This is a genomic window from Paenibacillus sp. FSL K6-2393 (assembly GCF_038002545.1).
Lineage (GTDB): Bacteria > Bacillota > Bacilli > Paenibacillales > Paenibacillaceae > Paenibacillus.
In genome coordinates this window covers 4,114,067-4,132,420 of sequence record NZ_JBBOCU010000001.1, presented here as the reverse complement: position 1 = coordinate 4,132,420, position 18,354 = coordinate 4,114,067, and the positions used below count along the sequence as shown (strand labels likewise).

Annotated in this window: 14 protein-coding genes; 13 read left to right on the top strand and 1 reads right to left on the bottom strand. The window is 45.6% G+C overall.

Annotation, left to right across the window (positions count from 1 at the left end):
• Nucleotides 1-78 precede the first annotated feature (78 nt).
• Nucleotides 79-1,104 (top strand): FecCD family ABC transporter permease, encoded by a 1,026-nt coding sequence (locus MHI14_RS18035; RefSeq protein ID WP_289392247.1) that lies wholly within the window; start codon nucleotides 79-81, stop codon nucleotides 1,102-1,104.
• Entirely contained in the window at nucleotides 1,101-2,114 is a 1,014-nt protein-coding gene (locus MHI14_RS18030; RefSeq protein WP_341130942.1) for a FecCD family ABC transporter permease, read from the top strand. Before MHI14_RS18035 ends, MHI14_RS18030 begins: the two co-directional genes overlap by 4 nt.
• Nucleotides 2,115-2,356: 242 nt before the next feature.
• On the opposite strand, the gene MHI14_RS18025 is transcribed toward MHI14_RS18030, so the two are convergent.
• A complete protein-coding gene (locus MHI14_RS18025) occupies nucleotides 2,357-3,466 on the bottom strand; it encodes a helix-turn-helix transcriptional regulator (protein WP_341130941.1) in 1,110 nt (369 codons plus the stop codon).
• A 129-nt stretch (nucleotides 3,467-3,595) separates the two neighbouring features.
• Here MHI14_RS18025 and MHI14_RS18020 point away from each other — a divergent pair, with 129 nt between their 5' ends.
• The 11 genes from MHI14_RS18020 (at nucleotide 3,596) to MHI14_RS17970 (ending at nucleotide 18,259) form a co-directional block, all read left to right on the top strand.
• The gene (locus MHI14_RS18020; protein WP_341130940.1) at nucleotides 3,596-4,303 is read left to right on the top strand and encodes a class I SAM-dependent methyltransferase; all 708 of its coding nucleotides are present in this window, start codon (nucleotides 3,596-3,598) and stop codon (nucleotides 4,301-4,303) included.
• Nucleotides 4,287-5,384 carry a saccharopine dehydrogenase family protein gene (locus tag MHI14_RS18015; RefSeq protein ID WP_341130939.1) on the top strand — a complete coding sequence of 366 codons (1,098 nt, stop codon included), beginning with the start codon at nucleotides 4,287-4,289 and terminating at the stop codon, nucleotides 5,382-5,384. Before MHI14_RS18020 ends, MHI14_RS18015 begins: the two co-directional genes overlap by 17 nt.
• A 74-nt stretch (nucleotides 5,385-5,458) precedes the next feature.
• Nucleotides 5,459-5,752: a hypothetical protein gene (locus tag MHI14_RS18010; RefSeq protein WP_076214685.1), complete on the top strand. Its 294-nt coding sequence runs from the start codon at nucleotides 5,459-5,461 to the stop codon at nucleotides 5,750-5,752.
• A gap of 78 nt (nucleotides 5,753-5,830) precedes the next feature.
• Complete coding sequence (locus tag MHI14_RS18005) at nucleotides 5,831-7,123, top strand: amidohydrolase (protein ID WP_341130938.1); 1,293 nt, start codon at nucleotides 5,831-5,833, stop codon at nucleotides 7,121-7,123.
• Between the two features lie 192 nt (nucleotides 7,124-7,315).
• Nucleotides 7,316-8,365 (top strand): hypothetical protein, encoded by a 1,050-nt coding sequence (locus MHI14_RS18000; RefSeq protein ID WP_341130937.1) that lies wholly within the window; start codon nucleotides 7,316-7,318, stop codon nucleotides 8,363-8,365.
• Nucleotides 8,366-8,454: 89 nt separating this feature from the next.
• A complete protein-coding gene (locus MHI14_RS17995; protein WP_341130936.1) occupies nucleotides 8,455-10,404 on the top strand; it encodes an S-layer homology domain-containing protein in 1,950 nt (649 codons plus the stop codon).
• 438 nt (nucleotides 10,405-10,842) lie between these two features.
• Nucleotides 10,843-12,807, top strand: a complete 1,965-nt coding sequence (locus MHI14_RS17990) for an ABC transporter ATP-binding protein/permease (RefSeq protein WP_341130935.1) — start codon at nucleotides 10,843-10,845, stop codon at nucleotides 12,805-12,807.
• 29 nt (nucleotides 12,808-12,836) lie between these two features.
• Nucleotides 12,837-13,505, top strand: coding sequence for a response regulator transcription factor (locus tag MHI14_RS17985; RefSeq protein ID WP_289392257.1), 669 nt, complete (start codon nucleotides 12,837-12,839; stop codon nucleotides 13,503-13,505).
• 2 nt (nucleotides 13,506-13,507) lie between these two features.
• Nucleotides 13,508-14,839: a HAMP domain-containing sensor histidine kinase gene (locus tag MHI14_RS17980; protein WP_341130934.1), complete on the top strand. Its 1,332-nt coding sequence runs from the start codon at nucleotides 13,508-13,510 to the stop codon at nucleotides 14,837-14,839.
• Between the two features lie 208 nt (nucleotides 14,840-15,047).
• Nucleotides 15,048-16,883 (top strand): UbiD family decarboxylase, encoded by a 1,836-nt coding sequence (locus tag MHI14_RS17975; RefSeq protein ID WP_341130933.1) that lies wholly within the window; start codon nucleotides 15,048-15,050, stop codon nucleotides 16,881-16,883.
• A gap of 284 nt (nucleotides 16,884-17,167) precedes the next feature.
• A complete protein-coding gene (locus MHI14_RS17970) occupies nucleotides 17,168-18,259 on the top strand; it encodes an HD-GYP domain-containing protein (protein ID WP_091031264.1) in 1,092 nt (363 codons plus the stop codon).
• The last annotated feature ends 95 nt before the right edge of the window (nucleotides 18,260-18,354 follow it).

Genomic DNA, 18,354 nt, shown 5'->3' with positions numbered 1-18,354 from the left:
AAACATGACCAATCGAATTTATGGACGTTAATATCCATATTCGTTTGGATTGTCAATAGGTGATGAAAGGGAAACGAGATGAAAAGCAAGCCTGAACAAAAACGCCGTGGGGCGATAAACTTCACCATGTACATGGTAGTAGGGCTTGGATTAACGGTTCTCATGTCGGCGGCATCAATTATGTTTGGTGCTGCTGATATGAGGTTAGCAACGGTATGGGAGGCTATTTTCCGATTTGATCCAATGCGCACTGAACATCAAATTATCCAAACCATACGTCTTCCGCGTACCGTAGCTGATCTGATCGTTGGGTGCAGCCTTGCGGTATGTGGCGCTATCATGCAGGGGACAACGCGCAATCCGCTGGCCGACTCCGGGCTCATGGGGATTAGCTCTGGCGCAGCATTTGCAATTGCACTATGCCTGGCCTTTCTGCCGGGTTATTCGTATTGGCAGATGATGTTGTTCGCTTGTCTGGGAGCAGCGATCGCCACCGGTATGACTTACTTTACCGCGTCACTGGGCAATCGCGGAATGACGCCACAGCGGCTTGTACTGGCAGGTCTATCTATTTCAATGTTGTTTGGCGCACTCAGTCAGTATTTGGCGATCAATTATAACCTGGGCAGAGCATTAACATTCTGGACGGCGGGTAGTACAGCGGGTGTCAAATGGGGAGAATTGCTGATTATCTCACCGCTCTTTGTTGGTGGTATACTGCTGGCACTGGCCTTATCCCCTTCCGTTACATTACTCAGTTTGGGAGATGATGTGGCAAGTGGACTCGGCATTCGTAGCGGACTGGTCAAGATTTTGTCGACCATTATTGTACTTGTGCTGACTGGATTGGCTGTTGTTGTGGTTGGCCCGGTTGGTTTTGTGGGTCTGATCACCCCGCATATTGTGCGATATATGGTAGGTGTCGACTATCGATACATTATTCCGGCAGCGGCAATATATGGTGCGTTGCTCACCGTATCGGCCGATTTGGCTGGACGCTTGATCAATAAACCGTTCGAAACGCCGATTGCCATTATATTTTCTATCATTGGTGTGCCGTATTTTCTCTTCTTGGCTCGAAGACAAAGGAGGGAATACGAATGACCAAGCGGCGTTATACGGTGAAACGAGGCATTATCATCAATGCAGTGCTTATGGTGCTCATCCTTGTGTTTGCTATCATTAGCATGAATTCTGGCAAGATGAATCTTTCACCGCTAGAAGTGCTGAACGTTCTCATAGGAAACGGTACCGATAAGCAAAATCTGATTGTGTTTGATTTTCGTTTGCCACGAATTGTACTTTCGATCTTGGTAGGTCTGGGGATGGGAGCGGCGGGGGTCGTGATGCAGAGTTTGCTGCGCAATGACATGGCTAGTCCGGGAACACTGGGAATTAGTTCGGGATCGGGTTTGTTTGTCCTGTTCTTCGTTGTATTCATTGCACCAACAGGGAAGAGTTCCTTCATTGCTCTGCCTCTGTTGGCTTTTGTTGGCGGACTATTGGCGGCGGGATTGATCTTCTTATTATCGTATCGCCGCGGACGAGACATCTCACCAATCGGTTTAATCTTGACCGGGGTCGCGCTAGGAAGCGGGTATGGGGCGCTGACGACTTTCTTGACACTCAAGCTGGATGATTCGCAGATGAATTTCATGCTGTATTGGCTCGCGGGGAGCCTATGGGGCGATGATTGGGGCTATATTTCCATACTGACACCATGGGTTTTGATCTTACTCGGTTATATTTTTTACAAGGCTCGCATACTGAATGCCCTCCATCTGGGCAATCAGACAGCACAGGGGCTTGGTGTTTCCGTAAATCGGCAGTTTTTGGGATTGTCAATCGCTGCTGTTGCTTTATCCTCTGGAAGTGTAGCTGTGGGGGGAAGCTTCTTTTTTGTTGGCTTGATCGCTCCGCATATGGCCAGAAAACTGGTCGGTCCCGATCATAAATTGCTCATTCCGGCTGCCAGCTTGGCCGGGGGACTAGTCGTGGTGTTGGCTGACACGATTACGCGCACGGTTAGCCTGGTAGGAGATGTGCCGACAGGAATCGTCATTACAGTCATTAGTGTTCCATATTTTCTTTATTTACTAGCAAAAGCCAAATAACACAATCAATGAAATGGTCTTGATATTTTGTGGAAAAAGGGTTGGGATAACTGCACGCTGCGTTTAAAAGCAGAATGCACGATATGAAGTTCAACGTTCGTAGCTAGCCTGCATTACCGCTATGTTTATCAATCAATAGCATATAGAAAAAGATGCCATTACGATGATATCGTATTGGCATCTTTTGATTTTTACTCATTATTTGATAGTCAATTTGATTACCGGGAAAATTTCATCAGGATTTATATCGCCGGTTCATCCGACAGTTGGAAACGGGAAACGAAATACCAGATGAGCTCGCGCCGTGAGGATACTTTGGTTTTGGCAAAAATGGATTTTAAATGATCCTGAACGGTGTAGACAGAAATATGCATCGCAGCAGCAATTTCTTTGGATGAATAGCTGCGGAGCACATATCCGAGCAATTCCCGCTCTCGACTGGATAATCCATGGCTCTCGGCGAGCAAGGGAAGCAAATCCTGCGGCATCGCCTGCTCCAAACGGATGGCAATCTGATCCGGTCCCGCGAGGTGTTGCATAAGACTGGCATGAAGTAGGAGGTAACGCCCATCCGGAAGTTGGATACAGACTTTGGAGGGCGAGTCAGGAGTGAGTTGAGTATTTTCAGCCCGTTCTGCCTGATTCTTGCGTTGCAAGTGGGAACTCACTGCACGTACCGGACGGGGCAGAACATCAGGCCCTACATGTTCCAGCATGCGCAATTGGGACAGCCAATATTGAGCGGAGGCGTTCAGGGATAAGAGCTGGAACGTGTCTGAGGTGATCAAAATTCCGGGTTCCTCGGGACTGTCACTCGTAATCTCATCGATCAGTGTCAGGCTCGTGGACCGCAGCATCGATGCAATAGAAGCAGTCCAGGTCTGAATCAGCAACCGTTCGTCTTCTGTAAAAAAAGAATTCTCACTCTTGCGATACAGCGTCAGGTATCCCCAACAAGCGTCTCCACTGACTAATACAGCGCGCAGTTCATCACCAAACCCAGCTGGCTGAAGAATGTTGATGTACCTTGAGCTTTGTTCAGGGTGTGCATTCACGGATGCATGAAGTAAAGCTGTATGTTCACCGCTTCGTATTAATTCAGCGTATTTATGTATATCTTCTTCCATATATTCATTGACGAATAACCGATCATGAATGGCCTCAATGCCATCTTCTGTCACGGCTCCTGTGGAGAGAAGAGTCAGAGGATCAACGGTGGTAAAACAGTATGCGTCGTAAGGTACAACCGTATGGATCTGCTTGAGAACAGCTTCCCGATAGGTACGTGAGGTCCAGGTTCCTTTTTCAAGAGAAGTGATAAGTCTATGGTTCCGATCAATACGTGATGTCAACAAAATTACTCCTCTCTCTGCGCACATATCCCAATGTTCTGGGATTGTAGGCTCGCCGTATCCTTCTATAATGAAATTAGACGAACAACGAGTCAAGTCTAACTTCAATTCAAGAGGAGTGCGGTGTCCATGAATCACAATCCATCAACGATGAGCTGGGAAACGGCAGATGTTCATCGTTACGAACAATCGATAGCCCTGAAAATTCCGGGTTATTCTCATATGCATGATCTAATGGAACGGCTGCTCGCAGCATCGTTTGCGGATAACAACGATATTCATATACTTGTAGCCGGAGCGGGAGGGGGAAAAGAGATTGCTCTGCTTGGCTCACGCCATACGGAGTGGACAATGATCGGTGTTGATCCTTCACAGCCCATGCTGCAACTTGCTGAGAAACGAGTCGAGGAAGCAGGCATCGGTTCCAGAGTGAAGCTGCAACCTGTCACGGTTGAAGAATTGCCGGAGGATATCGTATATGATGGGGCGACAAGCATGCTCATGTTACATTTCCTTCAGGGGATGGAGGCCAAGAGAACGTTTCTTACCAGCCTCGCAGCAAGACTTAAACCGGGTGCACCATTGATTGTTGCGGCTGTAAATGCCGATCTTCGTTCACCTGCACATCCAATCATGATGCAAGCTTGGAAGGATCACATGTTGAGTGTGGGCGTTCTTCCTGAAGAATGGGAGCGCTTTGCTGCTTCCCTGGGCCGTGAATCCGACCCAATATGCTCTGAAGAGATGACTCAGCTACTGACCGAATGCGGTTTCTCACATATTACACGTTACTTCGGGGCGTTCTGGGTGGAGGGGTATTATGCAATTCGAAACTAACGTGAAACCTATGAAAGATCAGATCTGGGTGGTTGGCGGTTATGGTCAAGTGGGACAGATGATATGTACTCAACTGGGGAAATTGTTCCCGGGTAAAGTATGGGCTGCGGGTACACGCATGAACCGTGCGGAAGAGTTCAGCAGGTCTACAGGTGGCGCTGTACTACCGCTTCAACTGGATGTAACACGACCTGTAGAGCCATCTATGTTAAGGCCAGTGAAGCTGGTCATCATGTGTGTGGACCAAAGCGATACCCTGTTTGTTGAAGCCTGTGCACAAGCCGGAACCGATTATATTGATATTTCTGCAAAATATGATTTTCTCGCCCAGGTGGAACAACTGCACACCAAAATGCAACGTTCCAAATCGACTGCGATCCTCAGCGTTGGATTATCTCCCGGAGTGACTAATTTGCTTGTACGTGAAGCGACCATGCATATGGATCAGGTGGAGGAAGCAGACATTACCGTAATGCTGGGACTTGGAGAGAAACACGGAAAAGCTGCCGTGGAGTGGACCGTTGATCAGATGAATGCCACCTACCAAGTGATGCAAAAGGGCAAACCTGCTGAGGTCCAAAGTTTCGGAGATGGCAAATGTATTGATTTTGGAACGGAACTGGGGAACAGGAAGGCGTATCGATTTAACTTTTCCGATCAGCACGTGGTTGCTCGGACGTTACGTATTCCAACCGTATCTACCAGACTCTGTCTGGACTCCCGCTGGATCACAAGATCCATGGCAATCTCCAAACGTGCAGGGTTGTTTTCGTTGCTGCGTATCCCGTCTATTCGGAGTGGAACGGTTAAGGCATTTGGCCTTATTCCTGGGGGAGAGCCGATGTATGCAGTCAAGGTCGATGCCGTAGGGTGGGAAAATGGTGAGCAAATCCGCGTCGAACAACTACTGGTCGGCGCAAAGGAAGCAGATGCAACAGCAGCAGTAGCTGCAGCCGTGGCAGAACGTGTGTATAAAACAGAGTTGCCACATGGTGTATTTCATATTGAACAGTGTCTTTCTTTGCAGGACATTCAGGATGCACTTCATATGCCACTAAAGGTGAAGACCAAGATCACCTAGTTTCATGTTCTTTTGCTGAGAACCTCCGATCTGCTATGATGGAACAATAATCAAGGCATGAATGGAGGCAGATCATGAACTGTGTTGCTGTATTACCTTATTACAAAGTGCAGAGAGAAGTGACGGGTCTCGCCCAAGAGATTGAGATGAATGCCCGCTCCATGATTCTGTATTCAGATAAAATTGTGACCAAATACCGTGAGTTCAACATCACAGAAGTGTTTGATATGTCATTTCGCCGTATGGGTGATGAAGGTGGATTTTTCTATCTGCACACAAGTACAGGCGTGTATCCATATATGGTTGAAATTGATCCCAAACCCTTTATACAAAGTTTCAGAAAGATGACGATTCAAAAATTAAAATGACTTGACCTTGCCGTTACGTAAAGGCTTACTCTCGGATATGGAAGGAATGATAACGAATCCAGAGGAGCCGTGAATGTAATGAGTATACTGATTCAGCAAGCTACGATCCTAACGATGAAAGATGCCGATGCCCCCTTTACGGGGGATATTCGTGTTGAGGGAGATCGCATTACGCAGATTACTGATCACATTCTGCCTCAACCGCAAGATGAGATTATCGATGGACGCAATAAGGTTGCCATGCCAGGACTGATTAATGCCCACCAACATACACCGATGAGTCTGCTCCGGGGATTCTCGGATGATCTGAAGCTGATGGACTGGCTTGAACGCAAAATGCTGCCTGCCGAGGCGCGGATGAACCCGGAAGACATCTATTGGGGTGCCAAGTTATCCATCGCCGAGATGGTCCGTTCGGGTACCACTGCTTTTGCGGATATGTATATCCATATGAATGAAATTGCAGAAGCGGTTAAGCAAACGGGTATGCGGGCATCGCTTACACGTGGGATGGTATTCATGGAGGAGGATGGGGGACGCAGGTTGCAGGAGGCAACCGATCTGGTGCAACGCTGGTCTGGAGCGGCCGATGGGCGAATTACAACCATGTATGGGCCCCACTCACCCTACACTTGTCCCATGGAGCCGCTACGTGAAGTCATTGCTCTGGCTGTCACGGAGGATATCCCGCTACATATTCATCTGGCTGAGACGAAGGAAGAAGTTGTGAAGATCCGTGAGCGCTATGGCATGACACCAACAGAGTATTTGGAAGAGGCGGGCATGTTCGAACAGGCACATGTGCTGCTTGCACATGGTGTACACCTTAATCGAAGGGACATCGGCAGATTGAAGGGCATGCGCGGCGGTGTAGCACACAATCCAGTCAGTAATCTGAAGCTGGGGTGTGGAATTGCTCCGATCACCGAGATGTTGGCACAGGGGATTAACGTGGGAATCGGAACCGATGGAGCGGGAAGTGCCACAACCGTGGATATGTTCGAGGAGATCAAAGCCGCGACCTGGCTGCAAAAGCTGGACTATGGCGATCCCACTCGCTTGCCAGCCAAGAACGTTCTAAGTATGGCTACACGTGGAAGTGCTAGTCTGCTGGGTCTTCAGCATGAAGTGGGTATGCTGGAGGTGGGTCGCAAAGCTGATCTGATCCTGATCGATCTGGCGAAACCACATCTTCAACCGGTACATGAGGTAGAGTCGCTACTGGCTTACAGTGTAAATGGGGCGGATGTGGACACCACCATTGTGAACGGTCAGATCCTCATGCGAGGCAGGAAACTGCTGACGATTGATGAGGATGAACTCTACCGTGAGGTAAAGGTTAGAGCAAAAAGAATTGTTGAGGGAATTTAATTTTTAGTGAATTTGATCCAAACTGGAAAAATATTTGTACTCAAAACGCTATGGAGGCTTACTCCATAGCGTTTTTTGTCGAATTATAACTGGGAATAGGTCCATGGTCCTGTTCAGAATTGGTTCAGAATGGGTCGTTATACTGAGCATGTAGTTGTTCAAATTTGAAATGTATACGAGGAGGAACATGAATTGAAGGGGAAACAAAACAAAAAACGGCTTAAGCCGATATTGAAAAAAAGCATGTTGACTGCGCTCGGATTGGGCATTGCATTGCCTATAGGTGGAACGCTCCCACAGGCTAACGCAGGAGCCATTGGTCCGGAAATAACCATTTCACGACCTGTTCTTAACGATGGAATTAACTGGTTAAGTTATTCATCGGAACAAAACGATCCTTCTTTTGTGTCCGGTGTACCCATCGAGGTAACGAACAATATAGTTAGAATCGATTTGAGTACCCATTTACGATCTGATGAGTTTAATACGCTCACAGCCAGTTCAGATGATAGCAGTATAGCTGAGGTGTATGTAGAAACGAGACAAGATGAAAATATGCCAACGCCTACAAGTACATTGGTGATTATTCCTCGCCAAAGCGGCAAAATCAACATCGAATTGAAAGCGAATTATATGATCTCTGGTGAACCAGAGACTGTTACGGATAACATTGAACTTTACATTAGTAAAAAAGGGGATGTAAATGCAGACGGTAAAGTGAATTCTCTGGATGCAGCAGACCTGTTCGATTATCTGCGAAACATGGTAACTCGCCGCGGATTTAGCTATGTAGAGATGAACCGAATGGACGTGGATCGTAATGCGGAACCTGCGTTAGGCGACATGAATGCTTTATTACAAGGATATAAAGGTAAAACACTAGGCGGAAAAAACAATGACTATGTGTTGACCTTCCAACAAGTGGACGATGCGCCGTATGTGCTGAATGGTGAATTGAAGGAGTACATGCAGAATGTATTTTCGACAGATTACTATTTAATGGATATTGATTATGATGATTACCTTAATACTCCTTCTTATCAGTGGTACCGCGCAACAGACCCTTCAGGAGAAGATAGAGTGCTGCTAGAAGGAGAAATAGCAGAACAGTATACCGTTAAAGATGAGGACGAAGGTTATTATCTTGTGCTCGAAGTGACTACTCATTCCACTTCGGATGCAAATACGCAGCCTAGACGAGTATACATTGTTGGAAAAGAAAAAATACAACTCCCGGATTAATTCATTTTTTAATTCAGATAACGGATAACAAAAAAAATTCTATTGTTATCATACATTCTATCAATTGATACAGACATGGAGGCTATTACATGTTTCAACCGAAAAAGAAACGTCCTAGAATCAGAAAAACAATGTCGGGTCTGATCGCACTGACATTACTCTCTTCACTCATATTGCCTAATGTAGCTGGAGCAGAACCAGAAGAACCATCACAAGTACAATTTGCAAATGTTAGTGTACAGGCAGGGCAGACTGTTCATGTTCCTGTTGCTTTGAAAAAATCCCATTTCGGGGTGAAAGCTTATAATATGCAGATTGATTATGATACGTCTGCACTGGAAATCGTTCGGATCACACCTAAATCTGTCAACGTCATGAGCACATCCCCAAATGAAGAGGGTGTAGCAGACTTCCAGTACAAAATTAATGATGCGGAAGGCTGGGTACGGATCATCTGGGTTGATTTTACTGGGGGTGACCATTCAATTGTAGATGAAACCCAATTATTTGATATGGAAATCAAAGCCAAAAGCAATGCGACGCCTGGAACGAAACAGCTATCCGTAGATCAAACTGATTCAGAACATTGGCATTTTACCAATGTAGAACATCAGAGCTACACTGAATTGTCCGGTGGAACAATCACAATTACAGCAGCAAACTCAGGTGGCGACAATTCTGGTTCGACACCTACACCGAATCCTGGTAACTCTTCGGGTGGAGGAGGTAGTGTATCACCAACTTCACCCGTGGTTACCCCTGTTCCATCGACTCCGGCGGTAACCAAAGGTGTAGACATCTATGTGAACGGACAGAAACAAGAACAATCTGCGACGGCTACCACATCAACGGTAAACAATCAGGTTACCACCACGATTCACGTGGATAATGCCAAAGTCATCAATCAGATTGGAAGTGGACTAAGAACGCTGCTGCTGCCGATTACAGGTACAGGTAAGGGCGCGGTCGTTGGTGAACTGAACGGCAAGCTGGTCAAAACGATGGAAGGCAGTAATGCCGAAGTTGTCATTCAGACTGATAGCGGTACGTACACACTTCCAGCTAATCAGATTCAGGTAGATCAGATTCTGAACCAATTCGGAAGCACTGTTCCATTGGAAGATATCACAATCCAAATCGCTATTGTGCCTAGTGCCACATCTAAACAAACAGCCATTCAGGCCGCAGCGGACAAGCTGCAGAACACTACTGTGGTTGCAACTCCAGTTGATTTTGAAGTAAAAGCGATCTGGAATGGGCAGCAAGTTAATGTGGATCGTTTTAACTCCTATGTAGAGCGCACTATTACATTGCCGGAAGGTGTCGATGGTTCAAAGATCACGACAGGAGTTGTGCTTCAGCCAGATGGCAGCCTTCTGCATGTACCGACCAAGGTTATCCAAGGTAACGGGCAAGATTCTGCTATTATTAACAGCTTGACGAACAGTACTTACGCCCTGATCTATCATCCGGCAACATTCAGCGATGTAACAAGTCACTGGAGTCGTGATGACGTACAGGATCTGGCATCCCGTCTGATCGTACAAGGTACCGGTGAGAACGTGTTTGCGCCAGACCGGAGTATTACACGAGCAGAGTTTACGGCTGTTCTGTTAAGAGGTTTGGGGCTGCACTCCCCGCGCAGTACAGAAGCGGCATCGTTCACGGATGTGAAGACGGGCAGCTGGTATGAGGATGAGGTCCAGACGGCTGTGTCCTACGGTCTGATCTCAGGTTATGCTGATGACAGCTTCCGTCCGAACAGCGAAATTTCTCGTGCTGAAGCGCTGACCATTGTGTCACGTGCGATGAAACTGGTCGGTCTGGCACAGGCCGACGCGTCAGAGACAACAAGTCTGCTGAGCACATACAGCGATAGCGCTAAAGTACAAGCATGGGCAGCAGAGCCGGTTGCATCGGCGATTAAACAAGAGGTGGTACAAGGTGCTGATGGCAAGCTGATGACAGATGCAGACATTAGTCGTGCACAATCTGCGGCAATTGTGAAAAGGCTGCTGGCAAAAGCCGGATTAATCTAAACTTTATAAGTTGAACTAAAGATTATTTACACTGACACTACGATGACAGAATAACCTTCCAATCGCTGTTATCCCCAGATTTTTTGATTCCCTTTTCCAAAGGGGAAAATCCGGGGATAAAGGCGAACGCTTCGCTTTTTCAGGTTTTTTCTGTCCTCTCCGTTATGTGTAAATGATTAGTTTAACTTATATTATCAAATGCAGTATCGAAATAAGACAACCCGAGTCCTTATATCTAAGGATTCGGGTTGTTTTGCACCTACACTTACTTGAAATGATTTATTTCAAGCAAGCTGTAGGTGTTTTTTTGCATATCGTTTTTCTCGAATCTCTTATAGGTGCAGTGGTCCAGTTCATTATCAGTTCACAATGATTTGTTACGATATGAAACATCAAATAGATAGATATTGTGCATGATCAGGAGAGGAAGAGATCCATATGAAAATACTGGAAGTTAAAAATGTGAAAAAATCATACACCTTATATGGAAAAGAAAAAGTTCCCGTACTCCACGGTTTGAACCTGAGTTTTGAGACAGGGGAATTTGTCTCCATCCTTGGCGAATCTGGCTGCGGTAAGTCGACACTGATGAATATCATTGGTGGCATGGACTCCGACTATGAAGGGGACGTCGTTGTTCGTGGCAAGAACTTAAGTGCCATGACAGAGAAGGAAATGGATGATTATCGGAAGAATAATATCGGTTTTGTCTTTCAAAATTTCAATCTGATCCCGCATCTGTCTGTCCTCGAAAATGTGACGATTGCGATGCAAATGACGGATACCAATGAGAAGGAGCGGAACCAACGTGCTGTTGATATTTTGACAGAGGTCGGACTGAAGGATCATCTGAACAAACGTCCCAACCAGTTATCCGGGGGGCAGAAGCAACGGGTTTCCATCGCACGGGCTTTGTCCAACAATCCCGATATTATTTTGGCTGATGAACCGACGGGTGCTCTGGATAGGGAAAACGGAGATCAAATCCTCGCTTTGCTGGACAGTATAGCCAAAAAGGGAATGCTGGTGATTGCCGTAACTCACTCGCAGAAAGTCGCTGACTCCGGTACACGTATTGTGAAGGTTGAAGAGGGGCGCATTAGTGACGATATTTACCTGAAAGATCCTTCTAAGGCTGTTTACGAGAGTGGTCAGGATTCTTCCCGGAGCCTGAGCTTGCTTGCTTCATTCAAGATGGCACTCAAAAATATGAAACTCAACGGCAAGCGTAATGTACTGGTAGCATTGGGTGGATCTATCGGTATATTAAGTGTACTCCTGATGCTCTCCTTGGGGAATGGTATAACGACGTATATGAATGACGAGATCAATTCAAGTATGGACCCTTTGCTCGTGGATATAACAAAGCCGAGTGAAGAAGCCAAGGACATGCAAGGCCCCGAGGCTTTGATGGCACCAGGTGAACCGTTCACCGAAGCTGATATCGAGACGATCCGAAATTTCCCTAATGTAGATCACGTAGAGACAATTACGACCATTACAGGCCAATCGACTATAGTGAATGAAAAACAAAGTGTGGGACTCACGCAATTAACAACGTTAACGGATGCTTTTGATCCAGCATTGATAACAACGGGTGTTCTGCCGGTAGAAAATGAGATGTTGTTACCCCTCGATACGGCGAAACAATTAAGCGGAAATGATCAAGCTGAAACCATGATCGGCAAGTCTGTGTTTCTATATATCAACGAGATGGATGGCAATAATAAACCGTTAACGTTGGAGAAAGAAGTAACCATCTCAGGGATCTACGAAGCGGCAGATCCACGATCTCCAATGCAGCAATCCCCGGGATACATTTCATCAGAGACGTTGGAGCAATTGTATACGGACAAGGGAATAACAATCGGGCCGATTCAGCTTAACGCCTATGCAACCGATATGAAATATGTAAATGAAATCAATGAAGCTGCTGTTGATGCGGGCTTCGCAGGCTCCCAGATGGCCAAAGTTATGGAGAATATCACCACATATGTAAGTATGGCTTCCATTGTACTCGCGGGTATTGCAGGCATTTCGTTGATCGTATCTGGTATTATGATATTGGTTGTCCTCTATATTAGTGTCGTGGAACGGACGAAAGAGATCGGCATTCTTCGGGCCATTGGAGCACGAAAGAAAGATATCAAGCGCATATTCTTCTCCGAATCTGCCTTATTAGGCGTATTTAGTGGTATTATTGCGGTAATTTTTGCAGTGATCATTAGTTATGTATTAAATATTCTATTGGACAATGCGTTTGGAGCCAAACTCATTAATCTCTCAGGATATTATATCTTGTTTGGTATCGTGGTAAGTACAGCGATTAGTGTTGTTGCCGGTTTGATGCCATCATCAAAAGCGGCGAAGCTGGACCCGATGGAATCCTTACGATACGAATAAATATCAATTTTGGAAAGGATAATGGCTGCATGAACACAATTCTGGTGGTGGACGATGATTCCCATATCCGCAAATTAATCCGAATTTATCTTGAAAAGAATCAATTCTCCGTGCTGGAAGCACCAGACGGTCAAGAGGCGTTAGATATCCTCTCTCATACGAAAGTTGATCTGGCGATTGTGGATGTGATGATGCCGCGAATAGACGGCATTGAACTGACGGAAGATATTCGGTCCTATCTGGATATTCCAATCTTGATGGTGACGGCCAAGGGAGAATCCAAGGACAAAGTCAGAGGATTTAATGCCGGGTCAGACGATTACCTGGTTAAACCGTTTGATCCTGTGGAGTTAATCCTGCGTGTAAAATCGTTACTGAAACGATATAACAAAAATTCATCAAACATGATTCAGATCAGCGGTGTGACGATTGATTTGGGCAATCTGATGGTCATTGCGGATGGACAAACTATCGAATTGAAAAAGAAGGAATGTGAATTGTTATTTTCTCTGGCGAGTTCGCCAGGGAAAATATTCACACGTACACAGCTTATAGATGACATATGGGGCATCGATTACGAAGGAGATGAGCGTACGGTTGACGTACATATCAAACGGTTAAGGGAACGGCTTGAACCTGTACCTGAGCTAGTGATCTCAACGATAAGAGGACTTGGATATCGTCTGGAGCGGGCATGAACATGTTTAGGAAAAGCTTGCGACTTCGCATCGTAGCTACGTTTATCGGGATTGTTTTGGTGAGTTTGATTCTCTCCTTTATGTTAAATAACGGGTCCCAGGAGAAGACACCTAATCGGTTTATGGTTACTTTTGCTGAAGATCTCGCTACACTGATTAACCTGATTGATGATCCTGAAAAAGTGAAATCAAGCTTCGATATCTTTGCTCGCTACGGCTTGAATATCACTCCCGTGAATGAACAAAGTGAAGTGTTATCTTCCATGCCAGAGGACAAAGTTCATTCGTTATTTGAAACGGGTACAATAGATGCCATTTTTTTGTCCAGTAAAGATGGAATTGCAACCATAGGTGTTCCCGGAACAAACGAGGGAATTGGCACATTTCTGATTCAAAGTGATTTTTCCTCTCTTTTTCATACACTGCGAAACACGCTCTTAACCTCACTGTTAACGGTTCTGGTGATTGGTAGCTTATTAATCCTGTTCATGTCCGGATACATTGTGAAACCGATTAAGAGATTAACGATGGCAGCGAAAGAGATGTCATCAGGAGATCTATCGGTCCGCTTGAAACATAATAACAAGGATGAGTTTGGCGAACTAATGGAGAGCTTTAATCATATGGCGAGTGAGTTGCAAAAAATCGATTCGGTTCGTGATGACTTTGTCAGCAACGTCTCTCATGAAATGCAGTCTCCGCTCACTTCGATCAGGGGATTTACCAGAGCACTACAAGATGGTGTTATTCCTCTGGAAGAGCAGAAAGAGCATTTGGATATTATCTATGAGGAAACGCTGCGCTTATCGAGGCTCAGTGATAATCTGCTTCGGTTAGCCTCGCTGGATTCAGAGCATCATCCGGTTCATTTCACCACGTTCCAGTTGGATGAACAATTAAGAAGGGCGATCTTACTGGCGGAGCCGCAGTGGGCGCAGAAGGATATCCAGATCGAGTTGGACTTGTTGCCCTGCGAAATCACAGTGGACAAAGATTTGTTTGATCAGGTCTGGCAGAATTTAATAAACAATGCGATCAAATACACCGGTCCTAAGGGTACCATTCATGTCGAAATTGAGACGTCATCTTCATTTGTGAAGGTATTGATTAGAGATTCTGGACAAGGCATTCCTGAGGAAGCTCTTCCGTATATCTTTGATCGATTCTATATGGTGGACAAAGCCCGAAGCAGCTCGCTTCGAGGCAATGGATTGGGGTTGTCCATTGTGATTAAAATTTTGAAATTGCATCAATGTACAATTGATGTAGAGAGCGAAGTCGGAAAAGGTACGCAGTTTATTGTCACGATTCCCAGATCGGTAATTACATCTTAAGGCAAGTCAAAATAGAGAGAAGCAATATGGAAACAATCGGTCCCTGTGCGTTCAGGATTCAGATTGATTCATATTGCTTTTTTTGATATCTGTATTCGCGACAAAATTTCACATATAGTTTTGTTTAGCAGAGGATCATTTGATAAAATAGAAGAGACGTTAATCTATGAACTTAATCAATTTATTATACACAGAATGGAGCCATCCAATGAAATATCGCAATATGGAAGATTGTATTAACGATCTGGAGCAGCACGGTCATTTGATTCGGGTCAAAGAAGAGGTTGATCCTCATCTGGAGATGGCAGCGATCCACATGAAAGTGCACGAGGCTAAAGGCCCTGCGTTATTATTCGAAAATGTAAAAGGCTCAAAGTTCCAGGCTGTATCGAATCTGTTCGGCACGGTGGAACGAAGCAAATTCATGTTCCGCGGTACACTCGAAGGCGTACAACGGGTCATGGCTGTTCGTGACGATCCCATGAAGGCGCTTAAGACGCCATTTCAGCATGTCCGCACAGGTCTTGCTGCATGGCAGGCACTGCCAAAGCAGAAGTCTATCAGCCTACCCGTGTCGGCACAAGAGATTCAAATCTCGGACCTGCCGCTCATCAAACACTGGCCTATGGACGGTGGGGCATTCGTAACGTTGCCACAGGTGTATTCCGAAGATCCAGATAAGCCAGGCATCATGAATTCCAATCTGGGGATGTACCGGGTTCAACTAAATGGCAATGATTTTGAAATGAACAAAGAAATTGGATTGCACTATCAGATTCATCGCGGAATTGGTATACATCAAGCCAAAGCGGTGAAAAAGGGAGAACCACTAAAAGTTAGTATTTTCATTGGTGGTCCACCAGCACATACACTCTCGGCGGTTATGCCTTTGCCTGAAGGACTCAGTGAGATGACATTTGCCGGCTTGCTCGCCGGACGTCGTTTCCGGTACAGTTACAAGGACGGGTATTGCATTAGCAATGATGCCGATTTTGTCATCACGGGTGATATCTACCCAGGCGAGACAAAGCCCGAAGGTCCGTTCGGGGATCATCTGGGCTACTACAGTCTGACGCATGAATTCCCGCTAATGCGTGTGCATAAAGTATATGCCAAACCTAATGCTATCTGGCCGTTTACGGTTGTTGGTCGTCCACCGCAAGAGGATACGGCTTTTGGGGATTTGATTCATGAGATTACTGGAGACGCGATCAAACAGGAGATTCCAGGTGTCAAAGAAGTGCATGCGGTCGATGCGGCAGGGGTCCATCCATTGCTATTTGCAATTGGCAGTGAACGTTACACGCCGTATCAGGCGGTGAAGCAGCCGACAGAGTTGCTTACGATTGCCAATCGTATTTTGGGTACGGGTCAGCTCAGTCTGGCGAAGTACCTGTTTATTACCGCTGAGGATCAGCAGCCTCTGGACACGCATAAGGAAGTTGAATTCCTGACCTATATCTTGGAGCGCATGGATATGCAGCGGGATATTCATTTCCATACCCATACGACCATTGATACATTGGATTACTCGGGTACAGGGCTAAACAGCGGTAGCAAAGTTGTTTTTGCAGCCTATGGCGACAAGATTCGGGATCTGTGCACGGAAGTGCCGGAGTCTTTGAAAAACATTCGTGGTTATGAGAATCCGCGGCTCATCATGCCGGGTATCGTTTCGATCCAGACATCGGCCTTCACGAGTTATGCGGATACAGCACAGGAGATGCAAGCATTCACTTCTCTATTGAAAGAACAAGGCGATCTGGACTCGTGTCCGATGATCATTCTATGTGACGACAGTTCGTTCCTGAGTGCTAACCTCAGCAACTTCTTATGGGCAACGTTTACTCGAAGCAACCCTTCACATGACATGTACGGGGTTAATAGCGGATATGACCACAAGCATTGGGGTTGTGATCAGGTCATTATTGATGCACGTACCAAACCTCACCAGGCACCGCCGCTGATTCCCGATGCTTCGGTAGAGAAGAGCATTGAACGTTTATTTGTTAAAGGGGCTAGTCTGGGTTCGATCAAAATCTAATTTGAGATGTCCTGAAGAAGTTCAAACGAAAGAGTTTGAACTTCTTTTGCTTATTCTGATACGGTAATGAGGCACAAAAGTGTGTAAAAGTTTAAAACCGGGACTAATTTGGATATTGGAGTGAGGATAAAGTCTTATACGTTCGTATTTACCATTGTGATTAAGGTCGTTTGAACTATGTATGAAATGAAGAATTATAACGATATAAAGAAGTATAGGTATTTTTGTGGCCCCGTTCCGTTGGGTGCTGTTACTATAATGAATTGTTCAGGGGGAATACCGATTTGAGAATCCATATTATGAACCTGCAAGACGGAGACCGTCTAACTGCGGATACATTCAGCGATGCAGGATTACACGTTCTCGGGAAGGGAACTGTGATCAAAGGTGAGGATATCTCCTTGCTTATGCAGCACCGTGTAGATTATGTAGATATTGAATCACGCGAAGAGGAAATCACTGAAGCAGAATTTTTTGCTGCAGCGGCAAAGCATGCTTCCGGGTTAAGTACTAGCACGAAGGAAGAAGTGCCTGAAGAAGAGATGAAGTCCCAATTTATTCAGACTGTACATAATTATCAAAATGCTTTTCTCGAAGCTCTGACCGTTGGCAAGTTCAACGCCACCATGGTGGATGATGCACTGCAACCGATGGTTGAGGGACTGGATGAGCAGAAAGATGTCGTTCATCTCCTGATGATGCTGGAGCGGGATGACGTCAATAACTATACACATTCAATCCAGGTAGGATTGTTGTCCTTCTACCTTGCGAACTGGCTTGGATATTCTCAGAAGGAGAGTTATCAGATTAGTCGCGGTGGTTATCTGCATGACATTGGAAAGTGCAAAGTATCCCACCGGATTCGGAACAAAACAGAACCGTTGACGGCTGATGAGCAGCTTGAAATGCAACGTCACACCATATATGGCCATGAAATTATCAAAAATTCGATGACGGATGAAGCGACAGCACTGGTTGCTCTGCAGCATCACGAACGGGAAGATGGGTCGGGTTATCCGATGCAACTTGAGAAAAGTGAAATTCATCCATATACACAAATTGTATCTGTAGCGGATATCTATATAGGCATGAGATCCGGGAATCACGGAGGAAGCAATCCAAATCTGATCAACAACCTTAGAGATATCTATGGAATGGGATTTGGTAAACTGAATGAAAAACCGGTTCAGGCATTGATGCAGCATTTGCTTCCTAATTTCATCGGGAAACAGGTTCTGCTCAGCAATGGAGAAAAAGGTGTGATTGTCATGAACAATACATCTGATATTTTCAAACCACTCATCAAAGTGGAGTCTGAAGAATATCGCGATCTCTCCAAAGAGCGTACGCTTGCCATTGATGAATTGCTTATTTAATCTGAATATGATCTGTATTCCTTACTTATATTGAGGACGGGCCTCCTGTACTAAGACAGGGGACCCGTTTTTTGTTATATCATCCTAGATGTGTT